This is a genomic window from Methanococcoides burtonii DSM 6242 (assembly GCF_000013725.1).
In the GTDB taxonomy this organism is placed as follows: Archaea; Halobacteriota; Methanosarcinia; order Methanosarcinales; family Methanosarcinaceae; genus Methanococcoides; species Methanococcoides burtonii.
Window position 1 is genome coordinate 2,189,313 of the sequence record NC_007955.1, and the last position, 20,259, is coordinate 2,209,571.

The following is a 20,259-nucleotide window of genomic DNA, read 5'->3' on the forward strand; positions in this document are numbered from 1 at the left end:
TCATAGATTCGTATTGATTCCGTTGTAGTATAGTTCAGAACGGCTTGCACGGCGTATGTTCGTGTAATTGTGCCTGACCTTTAGTAGTCTTTCAAGACCGAATCCTGCTCCCATCCACGGTTTATTCACACCCCATTCTCTGTCAAGCGGGATTGGCCCTACCACTGCGGATGACAGTTCAAGGTCGCCATGCATGATGTCAATGGTATCTCCATAGACCATGCAGTTGTCAGCCTCTATCTCGTATTCTATTCCAAGATGCTCAAGGAACTCATCTATGAGCGCTTCCATGTTCTCTCTTGTACATCCTGATCCCATCTGGCAGAAGTTCACCATGGTAAACTCTTCAAGATGGCTGCTACCATCTGATTCTTTGCGGTAGCATGGTCCTATCTCGAATATTCTTATGGGGTCCGGAAGCACCTTGTCAAGTTTGCGCAGATAATTGTAAAGGCATGGTGCCAGCATAGGTCGCAGACACATGCTCTCATCAACACGGAATATCTGCTTGTTGAGGTGATCATCCTTGTCTATCCCCATCCTTTCGATATATTCGAAAGGTATCATTATAGGTGATTTTATTTCCAGGAATCCTCTGTCCACGAAGAATTCGGTTATGTCCCTCTCAAGTTTACCAAGACGGTCTTCTCTGTCTTCCTCGTACATCTTCTTAAGGTCGTCACGTCGCCTCTGTATCAGTTCTTTCTCAAGCACCTTGAACTCAGGTAACTCGTCCTGGATTGGTATCTTGTCATCAGGGGACATCAGGGTCTTTAGTCTCTCGATCTGTGAAGGTGTGTACTTTACTTCTGGTACTTTCACTTCATCTTTTACGACACTTATAGAAGGAGTTGGTATTGAGTTTGACACACTTGCCTCCTTAGGGCTGGGTGTAGAAATAGAAAAGGATTTAATGACAGCCACTTTTGGCTTTTTCGGGACATGTTTCTTCGGACTGGAGAATACGCTGACAGTCTGCCTTTTCTCTTTAAAGGTCTTCTTAACAAAACGGTCGATCTGCTCATCTGCCGGACGACAGCGTTTGCAGGGTTTGCGATATTTGTTATGCCTTAATGATCTTGCAGAACGGCTTGATCTGGAATTTCTCACAGTGAACCTTGCACCACAGTCGGTCTCAATGTGAATATGTTTAGTGGTTATCTCAAAGTTCCTTATCCCATGAAGCAATCCGCTTCGCGATAGCCATACTCCGTTGAGCTCTACTAGAACGTCCAGTAATTGCTTTTCCATAGTTCTAGGCTCCTATTGCGAAACACTTCATTCTATCATTTTCCTTTTTAAAAATTGATGGACATCCATCATTATGAATATAATAATGTCCTAATGGAAAGCCATGTCCATTTGGCGGAAACTCCGGGAATCTAACCCGGCTGAAAGGATTTAGAGTCCGTTCGATCTACATGATCAAGTCTCCATGTAGTTATGGGAAATCGGCTTTCCTGACATCTAATGGTGAACAGCCTGTATGGTCATACATGTGCCACCACGTTTGCAGTATCTTTGATAGATACAGTCCGTATTTAAGAATTTCGGGTTAATTGATAGACATAACTTATAATATTGTCTATGGTGCAGTTCTCGTGATGATCATATGTTGAAATGGAATGAATGGTTGATGTGTCATATGTTATCGTTTTTGTTCATCTCTCATGCGGCTGTTCTATTTGCTTGTCATTTTTCCTAAAGTAAACTTTACATAACTTAATATATGTTTTCTTCCTATCTTTGCACGATAAAGCGTGGCGATGAATGTGGACGATAAAATCAATTTACCTCTCAAAAAGCACATAATCGGTCTTGTGCCTGCATCTCATGGTGGTCTTGTTCGCAAGGCTTCACAGGAATACGGGATAGCTGAATCTGACCTTATCGATATGAGTGCAAACCTCAATCCTTATGGCAGTCCCTTTGATCATCCTGAATACTGTCTTGACCTCAAGGCACTTTTTATCAGTGCAAGGGGCGGTATGCACAATTATCCTGACAATCGGTATCTCGAATACAGGGAAGCTGCAGCTGGGTTCCTTGGTGATGGGATAAGCGCCGATAACATCATACCCGGAAATGGATCATGTGAGACTATTCGTCTTGTTGCAGAATGCATGATCAATAGCGGTGATGTTGTAGTTATTCCGCAGCCAACTTTCGATGAATATGAGCAGCAGTGCAGGATAATGGGTGCCAGTATCCGTTATTTTGAGCATGACGGCTTGATGGATATTACCGACGAGGCACTAAAGGATGTAAAGATCCTTTTCGTATGCAATCCAAATAATCCTACTGGCAAATTATTTTCAAGGGATTCGATCCTTGAACTTGCTAAAAGGTGTGAGATGAACTCCACCCTATTGTTCGTTGATGAGGCGTTCAGTGAACTTGCCGATCCGACCCAGAGTGTTGCGGACGTAGCGGCCACTAATAACTATTTATTTGTCCTCCGTTCCCTTACCAAGAACTTTGCTATTCCTGGTATACGTCTGGGTTTTGGTGTTGCGTCCCTGGAGATGGCAAAAGCACTCAATACTGCCCGGCTATCGTGGAATCTGGGCTCAGTGCCTGATGTTGTAGGTGCTGCTCTGTTGAACATGGAGGGCGGTTGCTACAGTAAATATCTCGTAAAATCTCGTAAAATGATCGCAGAAGAGCGGGAATATCTGACTGAACGCCTGTCCGGGATATATGGGTTCGAACCGCTTCCAAGTGCTGTCAATTATGTTCTTGTAGATATAAGGGAACTTCTTATGGATTCCCAGGAGCTGACCTCCCGTCTTGCTTCCCATGGCATCCTTGTGAGGGATTGCAGTTCCTTCTACCTGCTTGACAATGATTACATCAGGATAGCGGTTCGCACAAGGGAGGAGACGGATCGTCTCATACAGGCCATAGGTGATGTCCTTACTGAGGCTGGCAAGGATTATGCAGAGGAACGCCTGAAAGAGACCATCGAGAGTGCTGAGTCTGGCATGCCTGCTTGCAGAAATACGTGTGAGTATTACCCCTGTCATTTCAGCGGTCAGGATTGTACGTTCTGTTTCTGTCCTTTCTACCCCTGCGAAGATCCTAAAACAGGAGGTTGCTGGATCGAAAGTACTACGGGTAGTGAAGTTTGGAGTTGTGAAAAATGCAACATATTGCATAAACCTGAAGTTGTTCAAGAGGTTCTCCACATTCTCATGAGTGACAGCGATACCGAGCATAACCTAAAAGTATCTTGGGAAAAGGCAATAGTGCCTCATCTCTGATGTGTGTGTAGTGTTCTAAGCGCCGATGTCTTTAGATACCGGTCCCATATTTTTGATGTTGGAGGACTAAAATGGATGCTATTATTATGGCAGGCGGTCTTGCCCAGAGGCTTGGTGCAGAGGAAAAAGCATGTGTGATGCTTATCGACAGGCCACTTATCAGTTATCTTCTTGACTCGCTTATTGATGCAGAACACATTGAACGTGTTTTTGTTCAGACCTCACCATATTCACCGGAAACAGAATCGTGTGTCAGAGGATATTATGGCAATGATGTTCTCATTCTCCGGACCCCTGGTGATAATTATGTTGGAGATATGATAAAAGCTGTCAAAGATGCTGGTAGTATCGGTCCTGTCATGATATTGATGCCGGACCTCCCTCTGGTAGAATCCGAACACATTGATGCCATCGTTGAAAGCTATGAGCGATGTTCCATTCCGGCAATGTCCGTTTATGCCCCAATTGGGCTTTTCCGGGAATTGGGTTTGCGCCCGGGCACAGTGTTCAACAAGAACGGTGAAATGCTGGTCCCTGTGGGGATAAATGTCCTCGATTCCGGTAAGATCGAAGAGGAACAGGTAGATTTTGATCATCTGATCAATATTCCTGAAGTTGCGATTAATGTGGACTCGATCGTTGAACTGGCAAAATGTAAGGAATTGCTATTGGCCAGAATTTCATAAAGGGATATAATCAAATCAACCTGATTATCTTTTTTTATTATTTTATTTATAATGTTACCTTTTTATGTTCGCAGCATTGGTTTTAATTCAATTATGAATTCCCTTAAAGAAAGTTAAATTGAATAACTTAATATATTTTCAGTTCTTTTCATTATTCGATCAGCGTGTCACAAAAAAAAGAACTCCCTCTCAAAGAAAACATTATAGAATTGGCCTGTCCCTCACATGGCGGACTTATTCGTGAAATGGCTGACAAGTACGGCATCCCTGTATCGGAGATGCTGGACTTGAGTGCCAGCCTTAACCCCCTCGGAAGTCCCTTCGACCATCCTTTAGGCGGGCTTGACCTTGACCGCTTGCTAGAGCATGCCATGGAACGATTTGGGCAATATCCTGATAACCGTTATCTTGAATTTAGAAAGGCTGCTGTTCGTTTTCTGGACAACGGGCTGTCTGTAGATAACATAGTTCCTGGCAATGGTTCCTGTGAGATCATCAGGCTTGTGGCAGAGTCAATAGTGGATCAGGGCGATATTGTACTGATACCTCACCCTACGTTCACGGAATATGAACAACAATGCAACGTAGCAGGTGCTGATGTTCGTTACATAGGACAGGATGATATCTTTGATCTCTCCGACGATGTGCTTGGGAGCGCAAAGATCCTTTTCGTATGTAATCCGAACAACCCTACCGGTAAGCTCCATAAAAGGGAGGATATTCTGTCACTGGTAAAAAGATGTGTCAGCAATAACACCCTCCTGTTCGTCGATGAGGCCTTCATCGAACTTGCTGATGATCCTTCACAAACGATCACTGATACTGTGGTCGATAATGATCATCTTTTCATCCTTCGCTCTCTTACTAAGGACTTTGCCATACCAGGTGTTCGTCTCGGGTTCGGTGTGGCTTCAAAAACAATTGCAAATACATTGAACACTGCAAGACTTTCGTGGAACCTCGGTTCCATTCCCGAGGAGATCGGAATAGCAATGCTTAACATGGATGGTGGCTGCAACAGCCCTTATCTTGTGGCATCGCGTAAGGCAATTGAAAATGATCGTAATTATCTTACTGAGCGCATTTCAAGGATACGCAAGTTCAAACCCCTTCCAAGCACTGTGAACTATATCCTTGTTGATATCAGCGCCTCTTCCCTTGATTCTGTTGAACTCACGCAGCGGCTGGCTGCACATGGGGTGCTTATAAGGGATTGCAGTTCTTTCCCTTCCATGGGTGAAGACTTTGTCCGTATCGCTGTCCGTCCAAAAGAGGAGACTGACATACTTTCACAGGCAATAGGAAAGGTCGTTGTTGAAAAAGCAAGAGAGGATGCGAAAGCTGATCTTGTTTCAATGCTTGAAAGTGGGGATGCGGTTCCTTGTGGTGGGAATCTTGATTGCCCTTATTACCCATGTCACAGTTGTGAGGATCAGGACTGCACCTTATGCTTCTGTCCGTTCTATAGGTGTGAGGATGAACGTACTGGGGGCAAGTGGGTCGACCGTTCCAGTGGCGGCAAGGTCTGGAGCTGTGAAGATTGTGTTCTCGTTCATGATAAGGATGTTGTAAAAGAGCTTCTCGATGTACTTTCAGAGGATGAGGATATGGACCGTAATTTGAAAAAAGCGTGGGATAAGGTGCTGGAGCCTCGTTTATGATCGAACCTTTCCTGCCTGATGCGGAGCATCTGATATTCGTTCTCATTCTGGCAACAGGGTTTGATCTGTTGATAGGTGAGCCGCCCACAGCATTGCACCCGGTGGTCTGGATAGGCAATCTTATTGGATTCTTCAAGAAAAAAGTGCCAGCCACACATAAAAAAACATATGGTGTAGTATTTGCTCTCATTGTTATCTTATTTGCAGCTTCTATAGCTTATGTTGTGCTTCTTATCGCAAATCTATCGTTCATTCCGGAATTCGTAGTGCTTCTCATTGAGGCCTATTTCCTGAAATCCACGTTCGCCATTCGCAGATTACTGGAAGCTGCAATGGAAGTCTATGGTGAACTGGTAAAAGGTGATCTTGTATCTGCACGTAAAAAGCTTTCAATGTATGTGAGCAGGGATACTTCACAGTTAACCGAAGGACAGGTGTCCTCTTCTGTCATTGAGACCTGCTCCGAGAACTTTGTTGACGGGATATTGAGCCCGTTGTTCTACTATGTGATATTCGGCCCTTACGGCCTTATAGGTGCTTATATCTTCAAAGCGGTAAGTACGCTTGATTCAATGGTGGGCTACATGAATGAGAAATACAGGGAAATTGGTTATTTCTCAGCAAAGACCGATGATGTGCTTAACTGGATACCTGCACGTATATGTGTGGTGTTCATCATGGCAGGTTCTTTCCTTTCAAGTGTTCTTTTAAAGAGCAAAGGACTGGACCATATGGGTGCTTTCAGGTGTGCATCAACAGATTGCATGACAACGCCTTCTCCTAATTCCGGCTATCCGATGGCGGCAATTGCAGGGACTCTTGGTGTCCGGCTTGAGAAACCCAATACATATGTTATCGGTAAGAACCTCTCATTGCCAAAGACAGAAGATATTAAAAAGGCAGCAGAAGTTATCGGTATGTCTTCAATATTTGTTGTAATAATATTTGTAGCTTTAATCTATATAATATCGAATTTAATCAACTATCTATAATTGAACCTTGTAAGTGATAATTATGAAATTGTCAGATATAAACTCTCAGGATCTCAAAAAAGACCAACCAAAGGAATTGGAAGGCGATATTGATCATAATATCATCGAAATACTGGAAGAAGAAGGTATCACCGTGGATATGCTTGTTGATACTGCTCTTGAGCTTTATGCTCCTCATCCCGGGCTTGAGACCCGTGAGATTGCAGAGGAACGCTTCAGGAGGGAACTGTATATCGCTATCTCCGATGCTAATCTGTGTCTTCTGATATATTCTGGCATATTGCTGGAGCGGGAAGGTGAAAAAGGCAAACTTCCGAATATCAGCAGAAGTTCCTATGAGATGGATTTGACGTTCATCATTGCCGATGAGGTCATTGGAATGAGCATTGCTAAATATATCAGTGGGGATAAGGGTATTTTCGAGTTTGTGAGGTTCGACAAACAAAAACCTGGTATTCTTTCAAAACTGGGGCCTTTCATGGATGATGTCATTGGAGGTCTTATTGGTGGTGTTTCTGCCAACATGTACACAAGGGGCATGGCAGAAGCGGCTGAAAATGAAAGGAAACCAAAGAAGAATCTCAATAACAGTGGGGCGATTGCAGGATGAGCGGCTTTTTACTTGCCCTTAGAACAACCTTTGGTTTCCTTTCCACAATACCTGTGGGTATGTCTATGGAAGGGCTTGATGAACTTGTAAAGCGCAGTTATCTCCAGACCTTTGCAGGCATTGTCCTTGGGTCTATGATAGGCATTTTTGCATATTTGACCGAATCTTTCCTCCCTTCGACCATAAGCGCTGTACTGATAATGGTGTTCATCTATTATATTACAGGATTGAACCACCTTGATGGTCTGGGTGATTTTGGCGATGGCGCGACAGCACATGGTTCTTTGGAAAAGAAGGTCAATGCCCTTAAAGACATGTCTCTTGGTATCGGGGGAGTCAGTTATACGGTTTTGGCATTGATCGCCTTGTATGCATCGATATCTTCCCTGCAGGCAGAGGTCTTGTTCTTCTCGGACAATGCTGCACTCATCATTGCCATTTCTCTCCTTATAGCTGAGATCGGTGCAAAACAGGCTATGCTGACCGTGGCTGCGTTCGGCAAGCCTATCCATGAAGGGCTTGGTTCCATGATAATCAATAACACTACATTTCCAAGATATGCTGTATCCTTTGTACTTGGTGCATTGGTATGTGTGCTGGCATTTGGAACCCTTGGTATCATAGGTTATATCTCTGCAATTGTTACAGCTTTTGTAATATTGAATATCTCCATCCGCCATTTCAAGGGTATAAATGGGGATTGTATAGGTACTTCTAATGAAATTGCAAGGATCATCGTATTGATGGTGCTTACAGTTGCTATCACTGCGGTCAATAATGGTTACGGGGGTCTCTTTTGGACGCCGTTATAATGGCCGGTGGCCAGGGACTTCGGCTCGGTATGGGTGAAAAGCCATGTGTCGAGCTTCTCGGTAAGCCTCTCATAAGTTATGTGATCGATTCGCTTGAGAGGTCCTCTTACATTGAACGTATATTTGTGGCGGTCTCCCCCTCAACCCCTGCTACTGAAGAACTTGTGAATGAAAAATATGGGGACCACATCCAGGCGATCTATACCAATGGTGACAATTACGTGGGTGACATGGTATATGCAGTTGAGAGCTCCAATATTCAGGAACCTGTTATGATAATCATGTCTGATCTGCCAATGGTGACTCCGAAATTGATCGATTCCATCATTGAGGCCTATCGGGATTGTGGTAGTTCTTCGATGTCTGTTTTTGTCCCTATCTCTCTTTGTAAAAAAGTTGGTATCCGGCCGGATACTGTATTTAATTGGAAGGGAAACCTTATTGTGCCTGCAGGCATTAATATTCTCGATGGTAAATTCATTAACGAGGAGCAGGAATATCACAATTACATACTGGATGATCCTGAGGTCGCATTGAACATCAATACGGTGGATGATATGAAGCAATGTGAAGATCTCCTTATGAAAAATTTGTTCTCTAATTGATCAGGGCGGTGTCATATGGCCGAGTATACAACAATTGATAATAATAAATATTCATTAAAAACTCTTAGATTGATAACAGGTAATCTTTCCCTTGATGTGGATACGGGAGAAATCTCTGAGGAACAATTGCTTCTTTGTGAAGCTATAGATGATCCATATATACTTCCTTATTTATTGAATCGTTTTTATTCCCTTGAACTAAATGATGCTGAAGGATTCAGATTATGTCTGATACGTGTGCAGGTGGATTCTGATCTTCGTCTTAATGAGGATATACAGAAACACCAACATCGCGGATATGTTGCGAGGACGATCGAGAAGTTGTTGTTCAGGGACATTTTCCTTGAGGTCCTGCGTGAAGAGGGGGAGGAAGTTGTGGAGGTATAAGTTCCGCTGCTTTTTTAATAGCATAAATCATTTTTTATATCATAACAAGACATATTAACGTTGCAATACAGTTGATTCTAAGATGTTCGATCAATTGGGGTGCATCTTTTCATTGCTGTATTATCTCCAAAATTCTTTTAAAAACATTCAACATAATCTAATATAATTATCAGGTGTAAATATGGCTGATGAAGTAATTCAAGAAAGGGTCAGTACGGGAATTCGTGGGCTAGATGAGATGTTGAAAGGTGGTTTTTTCAAAGGGACTGCTAATGTAGTTTCAGGGAAATCCGGTACAGGTAAAACAATCTTTGGCACTCAGTTCCTGATGGAAGGTGTCAACAAGGGCGAAACTGTGATGTGTATCATCACCTCTGAGGAGTCAAAGTCTCTTGTGCGTGAAATGCAATCTTCTTTCGGATGGGACCTCGATGGTCTTGTAAAGGATGGAAAACTTGTATTTGTAGATATTACAGATCCAAGTCTTCGTCTTCAGAAAAGTGTGGAAATAGCTCCTATGGAACTTATCAAGAGCTTCAAGAAGCTTATTGAAAGCAAGCTCGAGGAGACGAAACCTGATAGGGTCTTTATCGATTCCGTGGAGGCAATATTCCTTGCTATAGAATCAAATTACAAGCTTCGCACATTGATCGATGATGTCTTTGGAGTTTTCAGGAAACGGGAGGTAACTTCCCTTATCACGGTAGGTGTAATGTTCGGTCTTGATGAGATGGTCGAGTATGGCGCTGATTCTGTTATTAAGCTCGGGCGTGAGGTCATTGGGAGTAACTTGCAGCGTACTGTCTATGTCATGAAGCTCAGGGGTTCGGGCACTATCAATGAAGTAAGGGTTCTCAACATTTCCGACAGTGGCATGGCAGTACTTCCACAGTCTCCATACCTCGAGAAATAATATTTTACGGAACAAAAAGGTACCTTTTAAGGTACCTAATTTTAAACTTTTTTTGAGTATTGAGCTGCTTTACAAAAGGTACCAGTCCATATCATTGGTGGACAGGTCTTCGTGAACGCCAACAGTGCGTGCGTCGATGTTCATTTTTTCTGTGATGGAATCTGAAAAGTCCTGAAGGTACTGTTGCTGGCTCAGGCTGCCATAGACGAAACGCTTGTCTGGGTTGGCAAGTTCTTCCATTGTTTCTTTTTTAGGGATAATGGAGACTTCTATATTTGTCATCTCAACAGCTTTTTCCATTGCTGTTCTGAAATCTCCTATGCAGTAGGCAATCCTGTGATTGTAGTTATCACGTGTTTTTTCCAGATATCTTGCAAGCCTCTTGCTTTCTATTTTTATAAAATCCCGTTTTATCTTTGCCACATTGCATTTTCCCATCATGAACTTATAGTCTGTGAATGGATATTCTGTATCGATCTCTCTGGGGGTTATTCCGCAGGTCCCGAAAACGACTACATGTGCCTCTTCCTGATCGAGAATTCCAAAGATGATCCGATCATACATTTTGTGTGACGGACTGGTATGGTATGGTTTTCTCATTGCGCATGGGACAAAGATGCAAAAATCCCTTGTCGGTGGTTGATATTCTGATAATACCCATTCATTGGCACGTATCATGTCCGGGTGATATATCAAGCGTTCAGTATCAAGGGGCTCCTTGGAGCGTTCATCTTCAGGGATTATAGTTTTCAACATGTGATGGATTCTAATAAACTATATATATAATTAACTACGTGATTGTTATGGTTTTGTATAAACTACGCAAAAGTAGCTTCAAAGTTTGAATCTCTCAAGTGGTAAAAAATGACTACATCGATTCGGGAAATGTTAAGGGCCAATTGTCAGTGTGACGATGTGGCAAAGTGTATCTTGGGGCTTAAAACACTTGATATGGAGGCATATAAATTTCTTCTTGCAAATGGTCCAATGACTGCGGAGAACCTTGGCGAGTTCCTTAATCGGGAACGTAGTACAGCGTATCGTTCACTACAGAACCTTATCTCGTGTGGTCTTGTTTATCGTGAGACCAAGACCATCGATATTGGCGGCTATTTTTATGAATACGTGGCTGTCGACCCTATAAAAGTTAAAGAAATGATTCAGGAAAATATCGATAAGTGGTATGAAAAAGTGACAGTTCTGGTCGCAAACATAGATAAGGAACTTCTGGCTGAGTGATCGGGGTAGTTTGAAGCTCATTGTAATAAATCATTGAAAAAGGTGTTGTTGATATAAAAATGGATCAATTTATGATCCCTTGACAAAATTATCGATTCTTTCACTGCTTCCTTGATATATCCCTTGGTGCTGCGTATAGCACATCCGAGGTATCGATTGTATCTCGGAGGTCTTTTTACCTGGGTTTGATGGAACACTCCGCAAATCAGCTAGATCTTCCAATAACGAAGTTTTGTATAATTTTAGCGACTGTTCTCATCATTTATCAAATCGAATTTTCGTTGTCCAAACTCGGCAATCCATTCTTCTTTTAATATTTTAGTCTCATCAGTTGAAGAATTATAAATTGTTATAATATTTCCAGTTTCACAATAATTAATATCCACAACTGTTCCTGAAAAGCTACGACTCATCGTATTAAAATATTTTGATGTAATTACATTTTCACCAATTTTAAATACATGATCGTTTTCGACTTTAAAATTATCAGTCATACTTATCTGATTTTCAAAAGACTGTTCGGTGTTATTTTCAAATGGCATTATGTCCTTTCCTAAAGCATATCCTAAAATAAACATAGAATTCAAAACAACAAGCAACAATAAGATGTTTTTTAATTTCATTTCATCTCCTCAATTTCGTTCAATTTTTCAATTGTTGACCTTTTCCTTGAATTGGGATGAAGTAGCAAATGAATGTTTACTCAGGTTGGTGTAGCTATCTTCCCTGTTGCCAATGCTGACGATCTCAAAAATGGGTTTTGTCATGAAATATAATTGTTGGCTATTTTACTTAATGGTTTCTGAATATTTAAATATTTATATTGTAGATAAATGGTAATGATCACACACCCTTTGTAGAATCCCTCTGTTTCATTCAAAGTGTGAAAAATCTGCCCTATAAACTGATTTATTTTATCCACATATCATGCAACTGGCAAAAGCTATTGTCACGTTGTAATAGTAGATTCATAAAACATTTTATTAAAAAAGAACTCTAATATGGCACAGTTCAGCCAAAAGTGTCGTGTTGTAAATAGGGGTAACTTAAAAAATCAAATAAAACTTAAATCTACAACATGAAGCCTATTGGCTTCATTGCATGCGTAAAAAAGAGCTATCATAATCCATCGACGAAATTGCCTATCCTATCAAGGGCTTCCTTGATGTCTTCTCTTGATGCTGCATATGCACATCTGAGGAAGCCATCTCCTGTGTCTCCGAAGATATTCCCTGGGATTGTCACTACCTTATACTCATTAAGCAGTCTTTCTGCAAATTCATCGGCTGAAAGTCCTGTGCTGCTTATTGCCGGGAATGCATAGAATGCACCTCTTGGGTTGAAGCAATCAAGTCCTATCTTGTTCAGGCCGCCGACAATTAGCTTTCTGCGGCGATTGTACTCTCTGGCCATCTTCTCCACTTCTTCCTCGCCATTGCGAAGGGCTTCAATAGCTCCTATCTGGGCAGTTATCGGGGCGCAAATCATGGTGTACTGGTGGATAAGCATCATTGCATCAATGATCTCTTTCGGTGCAAGGGCGTATGCCATCCTGAATCCTGTCATTGCATATGCTTTTGAAAATCCATTAAGTAGAATGGTACGGTCGCGCATGCCTTCAAGTGAGGAGAAGCAGGTATGGGTCCCTTCGTAGGTAAGCCTTTCATACACTTCATCCGATATCATCAGGATGTTGTGTTCCACAATGACATCTGCGATGGCCTCGAGGTCACTTTTGTCCATTGTAGCGCCGGTGGGGTTATTGGGATAATTTATGATGACCGCTTTTGTCTTGTTGGTTATTGCGGCTCTGATCTCATCTGCTGTTATCTTGAAGTCATTCTCTGGCCTGGCACCAAGGGTCACAGGGACTCCGCCTGCAAAGATGATGGCTGGTACGTAGGCGACATATGAAGGCTGTACGACGATTATCTCGTCTCCGGGGTTGACTATCGCTCTGATCGCAAGGTCGAGTCCTTCGCTGACTCCAGCGGTGACAAGGATCTCAGTCTCAGGTTCATAGTAAACATTATGTCTTCGGGTATAGTGTTTTGAGAGCTCTTCGCGAAGTTCCATAAGTCCATAGTTGGAAGTGTAGGATGTTTCTCCATACTCGATAGAGTGTATGCACGCTTCCCTTATGTGCCATGGTGTCACATAATCCGGTTCTCCCACTCCTAGGGTGATCACGTCTTCGCTATCTGATACTAGGTCAAAGAACTTTCGGATACCTGATGGTGGTACCTTTTGCATTCGGTTTGCTATGAATTGAGAGGGTTTGCATTGTGTTCTCAAGATCGATTCCTCCGATCAAATTAGAAAAAGCAGATCTGCGAGGATCTCTTATGGTGAGACAACGAGCTTTTTCACTTTCTCTGGTTCATCAAGGACCAATCCATCTTCCTTATAGGTCTTCAAAACAAAGTGTGTGGAAGTGCTCTGGACCTGTTCCTGTGTCGCTATCTTCTCCGCTACAAAGAAGGCGACCTGTTTCATGGATTTGCCTCGCACTGTCATTGCGATGTCATGTTCGCCTGAAAGTAACCTTACTGAACGTACTTCAGGGAACTTATAAAGTCTCTCGGCAATTGCCTGATATCCAAGTTTGCGTTCAAGGCTTATCTTAATCTCGATAATAGCATACACATAGTCATCACCTGCCAGGTCCCAATCGATAATGGTCTTGTACTTGCGAATGATCTTTGCTTTCTCAAGGTACTCGATCTTTTGCTTGACCTCATCGGCTGTCATGCCTGTAAGGGTTGCTATTTCTACTGGGCTTGTTCTTGCATCATCTGAAAGGATTTCCAGTATGTTGCGTGTTTGCTCATCCATGCCTTGAACACCTTTGAGTGTATAAAATGAATGATCGGGTAATTTACTCGATCAATATTGCGTTGACAACTCCATCCTGTCCAGGGCGGCTTGTAACACGTGCATTGCCTGCAGCGGTCTGAATTACTGATCCTTTTGTGATGATATTACGCCTGACGTAGTGTGCATTTGCTGCGTTGTCAACAACGGTTTCGATAGCAGATACTATTGTCTTTCCATCAGCTGGATTTGTCACGTTTGCAATATTTTCCTGAAGGAGCCTTACTTTTCTATTTCCGCCATGGGTTGGAACGTTCTTCCTCTTCGTGTCGTTCACGTGGGTTGCTGCAGGTTCACGGCCAAGTTCGAACTTCCTCTTTCCGCGTGCAGATTTAAGCTTTGCTCCTGTGTATTTCCTTCTAGATCTTCCCTGGAATTGCATTATTAGTCCTCGTATTTATTATAGTAAGGTAAATTTTTATTATTATAATATAGGTTAATAGGATTTCCTTTACTAATAGGATTCTATATGAACTTTTCGAGCCATTGGCTTTGTCCATTCAATTGAGTAGTCCATATAGGTGTGATAACAGATAAATAATTCTATCGCATTGTATCCTTTACATGCTCAAAGTTACATTCTTAGGTACGGGTGGTTCCTTGCCGACAACGAACCGCAACCCTTCAGCGATCATGCTCAACAGAGAAGGGGAACTTATTATGTTTGATTGCGGTGAGGGTGCACAACAGCAGATGATGCGCGCAAAGACTGGAATGATGAACTTATCCTCTATATTTATAACTCATTTCCATGCAGACCACATACTCGGAATACCCGGTCTGGTTCAGACAATGTCTTTTCAGGGTCGCACCGAACCATTGACAATATATGGTCCGGAATGGGTGGAAGAATTCGTGAAAATTCTCTCTGCAATAGGTTACTACAAATTGAAGTTTGAAATAAAGGCAGTAAAGCTTAAAAGTGGTACCTCGGTAAAGCGAGATGGTTACTCTGTTATTGCTTTAAAGACCGATCATAACATTCCAAGTATTGGTTTTGCTCTTGTTGAAGATGAGCGCCCTGGAAGATTTGATCGTGATAAGGCCATTGCTCTTGGTGTCCCGGTAGGTCCCCTCTTTTCAAAACTGCACCATGGTGGTTCGGTCGAAGTAGATGGGAATATCATCTCAGCCGAGGATGTCGTAGGTGAACCACGCCCTGGCCGAACTGTTGTTTACTCTGGTGATACGCGTCCGTGCCTTGATGTCCTCGAAGCAAGTGTTGGTGCTGACCTGTTGATACATGACAGCACACTTGCTGACGACATGCTCGATTGGGCAAAAGAGGCCATGCATTCAACAGCAGGTGAAGCTGCTGCTTTGGCTAAGAAAGCAGGTGTCAAAAAGCTTGTATTAACTCACATAAGTTCAAGATATTCAGACGATGCAACTCTGCTTCTGAACGATGCAAAAGCGATATTCGAGGACGTAGTGATCGCCGAGGATCTTTTGGTTATCGAGGTTCCCTTTTGTGATGTTTAACATCTCTGGTCAGGTACCAAACCATTTTAATATGTTGTTCAACAATCTTCTATATGTTGGTTGGTGCGGGCTATGTTAGGTGAAGAACATACGTATGAGTCTCCCACGATTGGGGTTACGGTTGAGGGGGCAAACAGGAAATCGATTCGAAAACACATCATTGATCCTTATCATATCGATGAATTCAATGATATAATTTCAAAGGTAGCATCTCTGAAAGACAGGGATGTCCAGATATCAAAAGGTATCAATAAGATCACTACCAAAGTTTGTAATACTGCGGTAAATCTTGCAAAAGAAGAAGGGGATATTCCTTTGAATCGTATCGATCAGGCTATCGCTTTGAACTTTGCCAGCTCAAAGGACATTGAGCATGATATTAACCGTTTGATATCTGAAAAGATGAATTTTGGGCAGATGTTCCACTATCCTGAAAAATTCCGTTATGATCATACTCGCAAAAAGGACCTGGTTCCTCGTAAAATACCGGAGAACAAGAAACTTGGCATAAACGTCAATTATGCCATTGAAGCATTCTTTACACAGAAATCTTCTCAAAACAAATGGAACCTTATCATAAATCATGAATGGTTTGAGCTTAGCACAGAACAACGTTTTGAAGTGGCACCGGAAATGCTTCCTGGTGGTATGGAATATGGGTCAAATGCAGGCGTTGTGAATATTAATAATTTCGTAACTATTCAGCCACCTTTGCGTGCTAAAATCCCCCCACCTCAATTTATTTCATCTTCTGACATGGATTTTTACGAAAAAAGTAAGTAGTAGCATTCTATTTAAGTTCACACCCAAAAAATCAATTGGTTTTGCCAAACAGGAGGTGAATGAACACGAAACGCAAAGAAATCCTAGCAGTTTATGAACAAGGTCCCGAAGCAGTTGTCACTCTTGTCACTACATTGTACGACATCATTGCTGAACAACAAAGGATCATAGAACTACAAGCTGCCAGAATAACCGAACTCGAAGAACGAGTTAAAAAATTGGAAGAGCAACTCAAAAAAAACAGCCGAAACAGCAGTAAACCACCTTCAACTGATGTTTTTATTAATGAGAAACCAAAAACAAAAAGCAGACGAAAAAAGAGTGGAAAGAAACCAGGTGGTCAGAAAGACCATCCTGGAACTACTCTCAGAATGGTAGATGTTCCTGACGAAGTTATAATTCACAAAGTACACAAATGTAGCAATTGTGAAAGATCGCTTGAAGATATAGAAGTTAAAGATCATGAAAAAAGGCAAGTATTTGACATACCTCCCATTAAACTTCAAGTAACAGAACATCGTGCTGAAATCAAGTCCTGTCCTCACTGCGGTTGCAAGAACAAAGCTACTTTTTCAGAAAAGGTTAAACAACCCACGCAATATGGCTTGCGTCTTGCATCATTAGCAGTCTACTTACATGATTATCAATTACTTCCTTATGAACGCAGCTGTGAATTGCTAGCTGATGTTTGTGGATGTGAAATAAGTCCCGCTACTTTGGCCAGGGCAGAAAAGACATGTTTTGAAAAACTTGAAGATTTCGAACAGCAGATCAAGAACTTCTTAATAGAATCTCCTGTGATAAATTGTGATGAAACTGGTATGAGGATAGAAGGAAAACGACAGTGGTTACATGTTGCTTCTACAAACAAAATGACATGTTATTATCCTCATCAAAAAAGAGGCTCTGACGCAATGAATGCGATGGGAATCTTACCAAATTTCAATGGTACAGTAGTTCATGATTTCTGGAAATCATATTACAAATATGATTGTGATCATTCGATCTGTAATGCTCATCTATTGCGAGAATTAACAAGTGTAAGCGAGAACGATAATCAATTGTGGTCAAAAGCTATGAATATTCTACTTATTGATGTCAAAAAGTCAGTTGACCAGATCCGAGGAATGTCTGGTTGTATGAAACCAGAGAGAATTAAAGAGTTTGAAGATTGGTACGGCCAGATTATTCATATTGGGATAGAAGAAAATCCTCAACTTCAAGCCAAATCAAAGAAGCGAGGAAGAACTAAACAAACCACAGCAAAAAATCTGCTGGATCGGTTTATTGGTTATAAAAATGATATTCTCAGGTTTATGCATGATCTAAAAGTTCCATTTGAGAATAATCTTGCAGAAAGGGATGTGAGAATGATGAAAGTACAGCAGAAGATATCGGGTACATTCCGAAGTATGCAAGGAGCATTAATTTTCTCGCGGGTAAGAAGTTACATTTCTACTGTTAAGAAGAATCAGATTCCTGTGATGGATGCAATTCGAAATGCAATTGCTGGAATGCCATTTATTCCAACAATTGTTTGAGCTTCTAATCTTTTTGTGTAAAGGTTGGTCATACAGGATTGATTATAGGTAGGCTGAATAGTTACATAATTTCTTTGATATGGATTCACTTCTTCAGGAATAGGATTGCGATCTCAACATCTTCGATCCGGTATGCTTCGATCTGCTAATGAGGCATACTGTCCAAAAAATAAGTAGTGTGGACAAAAATGGTATCACACACATTTACGACATTGAATGGATCGATGAATAAGATGTGTTCTCATATGTTCAAAGTATGGTCCAGTCAATTTCGGTATCATTCTCATCGTAAAGGTGGACTTCAATGGACATCTCTTCGATATCGTATGGTAACTCCTTCACGCTAAGAAATAGTGAATCTCCTATCTCTTTAGTGAACCCTTCTGCTTTGACCCTGGCAAAATATACACGTCCACCGGAGTCAATATCTTCGACAACGACACCTTTCCATTGCTTCAGGTTATCAATTATGTTCACGATCTTGCATTCAAACCTGTCAGTTTCCTCTATGTTACTCATAATATCACACTTGAGTTATAATGGTTGAAATTTTCATCTTTCATATATAAAGTCTATCCAATGCAGCAGTGTCTCCCTTTTTGGTCAGTTTGGAAATGACACTATCAAAATAATCATGGCTTATAACTTCTTCATCATTCATTATTGCCTGATGCAATGCAGTTTTAAGCACCTTCTCTACAATATCTCTTCCTGAAAGCCCCTCTGTGAGCTTTGCTATTTTCTTCATATCTATATCCTTGACAGGTAGGGGGAATGTGTTGATATTCTTCTCGATTATCAAATAACGGTTTTGCTCATCAGGAAGTGCAAACTCTATTTCTTCCTCGAATCTGCTCCTTACTGCCGGGTCAAGGCTGTTGGGACGGTTGGTTGCGGCAATGGTGCAAACTCCACGGCGTTCTACTATCCCATCCATTTCCGTTAGCAATGCATTGACTATCTCTGCGACATCGCCTCTGAGTTCCTGATTTCGCCTGTCCAGTGCTATCGCATCCAGCTCATCGATAAATATAATGCATGGCTGCATCTCTTCTGCTCTTTCATAAAGTTGATGGATATGTCGGGAACCTTCTCCTACGAACTCCCCTATAAGTTGGGTTGCTTTGATGGGCAGCAATGGAACTTCTGTTTTATTTGCAAGAGCTTTTGCAAGCATTGTCTTTCCTGTGCCAGATGGTCCAAAGAAAAGTATGTTTCTGGGAGCCCATTTGCCAAACTTTTCCGGCTCTTCCAAAAACCTCTCGATAAGCTTACATTTCTGCCGTGCTGAGCTCTGGCCTACAACGTCTTCAAAAGTGACATCTGACTTGAGTCCGGGGATATTCAATACTTTTTCTTCGTCATTGATGACTATGGTAGTCTTTATTCCTATGGATGAGGCAGGTGGTACTACCTCGATTATCTTATACGCAAAATCCGGATACATCCGACGGTCGAACAAATATTCTCCCTCATTTACTACTAAACCATTCCACTGTTTCCTTGCATAATGTTCAAAGACCTCTGCGTTGTCTATCTCCGGATATTCATCAAGCATACTGCTAAGTGGATATCCCTGCGGTTTCAATATGACTAGTTCTGCAGAGTGTTCTGTAGGGTCTGCATCCTCTTCCCTTTCTCTTTTTTGTGTGGTCTTCTGGTTTGATCTGACCATATTATCAGCTCTTTTTTATTAATAAAATGTAAGAGATCTATTAGATTGGGTCGATTTCCGGATGGTCTGTGAATTTTACTGAAGGTCCGTTTCAAATTATTATCTTTAGGAATGCGAACTATACCATCTCAATATATGACTTTAACGGGATGATTAATATATATTGAGTCGGTAATATATCAAAATATCATTTTATCAAACATAAATCTCAGGTAATTGGATAATTTTGGGCATGATATTTATAGCCCCAATATAGATTTATTGGTGAACTTTCTAATTACCGCACATACTATATGTACCGTGGGCAGTTCAACGGAATTAAATCAAAAATATTACTAAGGTGGCAAGAATGGCTCAAATATTGGTTGTAGAAGATAATCCTATGAATATGGAATTAACTGTGAATCTTTTAGAATCCTGGGGGTATGAAGTAGGTCAGGCAGAAGATGGTCCGATAGCTCTTGATAAAGTAAAAGAGGCTAAATATGACCTTATTCTTCTGGACATGCAACTTCCGAGAATGGATGGTCTTGAGGTGCTTTCTCACTTAAAGGAGGATTCGGAGACTGCAGGTATTCCTGTTGTAGCTCTTACTGCTCATTCAATGGCAGGGGACCAGGATAAATTCCTTGATGCAGGTTGCACTGGCTACATTTCCAAACCTATCGATATCCATGAGTTCAAGAAGCGAATTGTGGAATTCCTTGTTGGAATTGCTTAATTAGAGATATTGGTG

The 20,259-nt window shown here is 41.6% G+C and carries 22 protein-coding genes; 14 read left to right on the forward strand and 8 right to left on the reverse strand.

From position 1 onward, the window contains the following. The gene (gene pylS, locus MBUR_RS10785; protein ID WP_011500100.1) at positions 1-1,251 is read right to left on the reverse strand and encodes a pyrrolysine--tRNA(Pyl) ligase; all 1,251 of its coding nucleotides are present in this window, start codon (positions 1,249-1,251) and stop codon (positions 1-3) included. A 515-nt stretch (positions 1,252-1,766) separates the two neighbouring features. Here pylS and cobD (MBUR_RS10790) point away from each other — a divergent pair. From cobD (MBUR_RS10790) to MBUR_RS10830, 9 genes are all read left to right on the forward strand, one after another. Then, complete coding sequence (gene cobD / locus MBUR_RS10790; protein ID WP_011500101.1) at positions 1,767-3,263, forward strand: threonine-phosphate decarboxylase CobD; 1,497 nt, start codon at positions 1,767-1,769, stop codon at positions 3,261-3,263. A gap of 71 nt (positions 3,264-3,334) precedes the next feature. After that, complete coding sequence (locus MBUR_RS10795; protein WP_011500102.1) at positions 3,335-3,949, forward strand: NTP transferase domain-containing protein; 615 nt, start codon at positions 3,335-3,337, stop codon at positions 3,947-3,949. Between the two features lie 164 nt (positions 3,950-4,113). Next, a complete protein-coding gene (gene cobD / locus MBUR_RS10800; protein ID WP_011500103.1) occupies positions 4,114-5,610 on the forward strand; it encodes a threonine-phosphate decarboxylase CobD in 1,497 nt (498 codons plus the stop codon). Continuing rightward, positions 5,607-6,602, forward strand: a complete 996-nt coding sequence (locus tag MBUR_RS10805) for a cobalamin biosynthesis protein (protein ID WP_011500104.1) — start codon at positions 5,607-5,609, stop codon at positions 6,600-6,602. Before cobD (MBUR_RS10800) ends, MBUR_RS10805 begins: the two co-directional genes overlap by 4 nt. 22 nt (positions 6,603-6,624) lie before the next feature. Next, positions 6,625-7,212 carry an alpha-ribazole phosphatase CobZ gene (cobZ, locus tag MBUR_RS10810; protein WP_011500105.1) on the forward strand — a complete coding sequence of 196 codons (588 nt, stop codon included), beginning with the start codon at positions 6,625-6,627 and terminating at the stop codon, positions 7,210-7,212. Then, on the forward strand, positions 7,209-8,024 hold the full coding sequence (gene cobS / locus MBUR_RS10815; protein WP_011500106.1) for an adenosylcobinamide-GDP ribazoletransferase: 816 nt from the start codon (positions 7,209-7,211) through the stop codon (positions 8,022-8,024). The genes cobZ and cobS overlap by 4 nt, the downstream gene beginning before the upstream one ends. Then, complete coding sequence (locus MBUR_RS10820) at positions 8,009-8,629, forward strand: NTP transferase domain-containing protein (RefSeq protein ID WP_048063389.1); 621 nt, start codon at positions 8,009-8,011, stop codon at positions 8,627-8,629. The genes cobS and MBUR_RS10820 overlap by 16 nt, the downstream gene beginning before the upstream one ends. A 15-nt stretch (positions 8,630-8,644) precedes the next feature. Continuing rightward, positions 8,645-9,016, forward strand: a complete 372-nt coding sequence (locus tag MBUR_RS10825; protein WP_011500108.1) for a hypothetical protein — start codon at positions 8,645-8,647, stop codon at positions 9,014-9,016. A 181-nt stretch (positions 9,017-9,197) separates the two neighbouring features. Then, positions 9,198-9,929 carry an RAD55 family ATPase gene (locus tag MBUR_RS10830; RefSeq protein WP_011500109.1) on the forward strand — a complete coding sequence of 244 codons (732 nt, stop codon included), beginning with the start codon at positions 9,198-9,200 and terminating at the stop codon, positions 9,927-9,929. 69 nt (positions 9,930-9,998) lie between these two features. Here the strand turns inward: MBUR_RS10830 and MBUR_RS10835 are convergent, their stop codons facing one another. Then, positions 9,999-10,685: a DUF5591 domain-containing protein gene (locus tag MBUR_RS10835; protein WP_011500110.1), complete on the reverse strand. Its 687-nt coding sequence runs from the start codon at positions 10,683-10,685 to the stop codon at positions 9,999-10,001. 108 nt (positions 10,686-10,793) lie between these two features. On the opposite strand from MBUR_RS10835, the gene MBUR_RS10840 reads away from it, so the two are divergent. Then, entirely contained in the window at positions 10,794-11,168 is a 375-nt protein-coding gene (locus MBUR_RS10840) for a helix-turn-helix domain-containing protein (RefSeq protein ID WP_011500111.1), read from the forward strand. Between the two features lie 242 nt (positions 11,169-11,410). On the opposite strand, the gene MBUR_RS10845 is transcribed toward MBUR_RS10840, so the two are convergent. The 4 genes from MBUR_RS10845 to MBUR_RS10860 all read right to left on the reverse strand — a co-directional run bounded on the left by MBUR_RS10845 (position 11,411) and on the right by MBUR_RS10860 (position 14,424). After that, positions 11,411-11,791, reverse strand: a complete 381-nt coding sequence (locus tag MBUR_RS10845; RefSeq protein ID WP_011500112.1) for a hypothetical protein — start codon at positions 11,789-11,791, stop codon at positions 11,411-11,413. A gap of 496 nt (positions 11,792-12,287) precedes the next feature. Beyond that, positions 12,288-13,463, reverse strand: a complete 1,176-nt coding sequence (locus tag MBUR_RS10850) for an aminotransferase class I/II-fold pyridoxal phosphate-dependent enzyme (protein ID WP_011500113.1) — start codon at positions 13,461-13,463, stop codon at positions 12,288-12,290. 48 nt (positions 13,464-13,511) lie between these two features. Beyond that, positions 13,512-14,003 carry an Lrp/AsnC family transcriptional regulator gene (locus MBUR_RS10855; RefSeq protein WP_011500114.1) on the reverse strand — a complete coding sequence of 164 codons (492 nt, stop codon included), beginning with the start codon at positions 14,001-14,003 and terminating at the stop codon, positions 13,512-13,514. Between the two features lie 43 nt (positions 14,004-14,046). Continuing rightward, positions 14,047-14,424, reverse strand: coding sequence for a 30S ribosomal protein S8e (locus MBUR_RS10860; protein ID WP_011500115.1), 378 nt, complete (start codon positions 14,422-14,424; stop codon positions 14,047-14,049). A gap of 182 nt (positions 14,425-14,606) precedes the next feature. Here MBUR_RS10860 and rnz point away from each other — a divergent pair, with 182 nt between their 5' ends. From rnz to MBUR_RS10875, 3 genes are all read left to right on the forward strand, one after another. After that, positions 14,607-15,524: a ribonuclease Z gene (rnz, locus tag MBUR_RS10865; protein WP_011500116.1), complete on the forward strand. Its 918-nt coding sequence runs from the start codon at positions 14,607-14,609 to the stop codon at positions 15,522-15,524. A gap of 72 nt (positions 15,525-15,596) precedes the next feature. Continuing rightward, on the forward strand, positions 15,597-16,307 hold the full coding sequence (locus MBUR_RS10870; protein ID WP_011500117.1) for a hypothetical protein: 711 nt from the start codon (positions 15,597-15,599) through the stop codon (positions 16,305-16,307). Positions 16,308-16,366: 59 nt separating this feature from the next. Then, positions 16,367-17,848, forward strand: a complete 1,482-nt coding sequence (locus tag MBUR_RS10875) for an IS66-like element ISMbu5 family transposase (protein ID WP_011498778.1) — start codon at positions 16,367-16,369, stop codon at positions 17,846-17,848. Between the two features lie 249 nt (positions 17,849-18,097). Here MBUR_RS10875 and MBUR_RS10880 read toward each other — a convergent pair whose 3' ends face one another. Next, the gene (locus tag MBUR_RS10880) at positions 18,098-18,367 is read right to left on the reverse strand and encodes a hypothetical protein (protein WP_011500118.1); all 270 of its coding nucleotides are present in this window, start codon (positions 18,365-18,367) and stop codon (positions 18,098-18,100) included. Positions 18,368-18,407: 40 nt separating this feature from the next. Then, complete coding sequence (locus MBUR_RS10885; RefSeq protein ID WP_011500119.1) at positions 18,408-19,523, reverse strand: AAA family ATPase; 1,116 nt, start codon at positions 19,521-19,523, stop codon at positions 18,408-18,410. Between the two features lie 349 nt (positions 19,524-19,872). Here MBUR_RS10885 and MBUR_RS10890 point away from each other — a divergent pair, with 349 nt between their 5' ends. Beyond that, positions 19,873-20,244: a response regulator gene (locus tag MBUR_RS10890; RefSeq protein WP_011500120.1), complete on the forward strand. Its 372-nt coding sequence runs from the start codon at positions 19,873-19,875 to the stop codon at positions 20,242-20,244. The last annotated feature ends 15 nt before the right edge of the window (positions 20,245-20,259 follow it).

Coding starts and splice junctions, on each gene's coding strand:
- MBUR_RS10855 (WP_011500114.1), bottom strand. CDS start 14,003: ATGGATGAGCAAACACGCAACATACTGGAAATCCTTTCAGATGATGCA.
- MBUR_RS10875 (WP_011498778.1), top strand. CDS start 16,367: ATGAACACGAAACGCAAAGAAATCCTAGCAGTTTATGAACAAGGTCCC.
- MBUR_RS10845 (WP_011500112.1), bottom strand. CDS start 11,791: ATGAAATTAAAAAACATCTTATTGTTGCTTGTTGTTTTGAATTCTATG.
- cobD (WP_011500101.1), top strand. CDS start 1,767: ATGAATGTGGACGATAAAATCAATTTACCTCTCAAAAAGCACATAATC.
- MBUR_RS10835 (WP_011500110.1), bottom strand. CDS start 10,685: ATGTTGAAAACTATAATCCCTGAAGATGAACGCTCCAAGGAGCCCCTT.
- MBUR_RS10795 (WP_011500102.1), top strand. CDS start 3,335: ATGGATGCTATTATTATGGCAGGCGGTCTTGCCCAGAGGCTTGGTGCA.
- cobZ (WP_011500105.1), top strand. CDS start 6,625: ATGAAATTGTCAGATATAAACTCTCAGGATCTCAAAAAAGACCAACCA.
- cobS (WP_011500106.1), top strand. CDS start 7,209: ATGAGCGGCTTTTTACTTGCCCTTAGAACAACCTTTGGTTTCCTTTCC.
- MBUR_RS10880 (WP_011500118.1), bottom strand. CDS start 18,367: ATGAGTAACATAGAGGAAACTGACAGGTTTGAATGCAAGATCGTGAAC.
- MBUR_RS10825 (WP_011500108.1), top strand. CDS start 8,645: ATGGCCGAGTATACAACAATTGATAATAATAAATATTCATTAAAAACT.
- MBUR_RS10870 (WP_011500117.1), top strand. CDS start 15,597: ATGTTAGGTGAAGAACATACGTATGAGTCTCCCACGATTGGGGTTACG.
- MBUR_RS10840 (WP_011500111.1), top strand. CDS start 10,794: ATGACTACATCGATTCGGGAAATGTTAAGGGCCAATTGTCAGTGTGAC.
- rnz (WP_011500116.1), top strand. CDS start 14,607: ATGCTCAAAGTTACATTCTTAGGTACGGGTGGTTCCTTGCCGACAACG.
- MBUR_RS10830 (WP_011500109.1), top strand. CDS start 9,198: ATGGCTGATGAAGTAATTCAAGAAAGGGTCAGTACGGGAATTCGTGGG.
- MBUR_RS10890 (WP_011500120.1), top strand. CDS start 19,873: ATGGCTCAAATATTGGTTGTAGAAGATAATCCTATGAATATGGAATTA.
- MBUR_RS10860 (WP_011500115.1), bottom strand. CDS start 14,424: ATGCAATTCCAGGGAAGATCTAGAAGGAAATACACAGGAGCAAAGCTT.
- pylS (WP_011500100.1), bottom strand. CDS start 1,251: ATGGAAAAGCAATTACTGGACGTTCTAGTAGAGCTCAACGGAGTATGG.
- MBUR_RS10805 (WP_011500104.1), top strand. CDS start 5,607: ATGATCGAACCTTTCCTGCCTGATGCGGAGCATCTGATATTCGTTCTC.
- MBUR_RS10885 (WP_011500119.1), bottom strand. CDS start 19,523: ATGGTCAGATCAAACCAGAAGACCACACAAAAAAGAGAAAGGGAAGAG.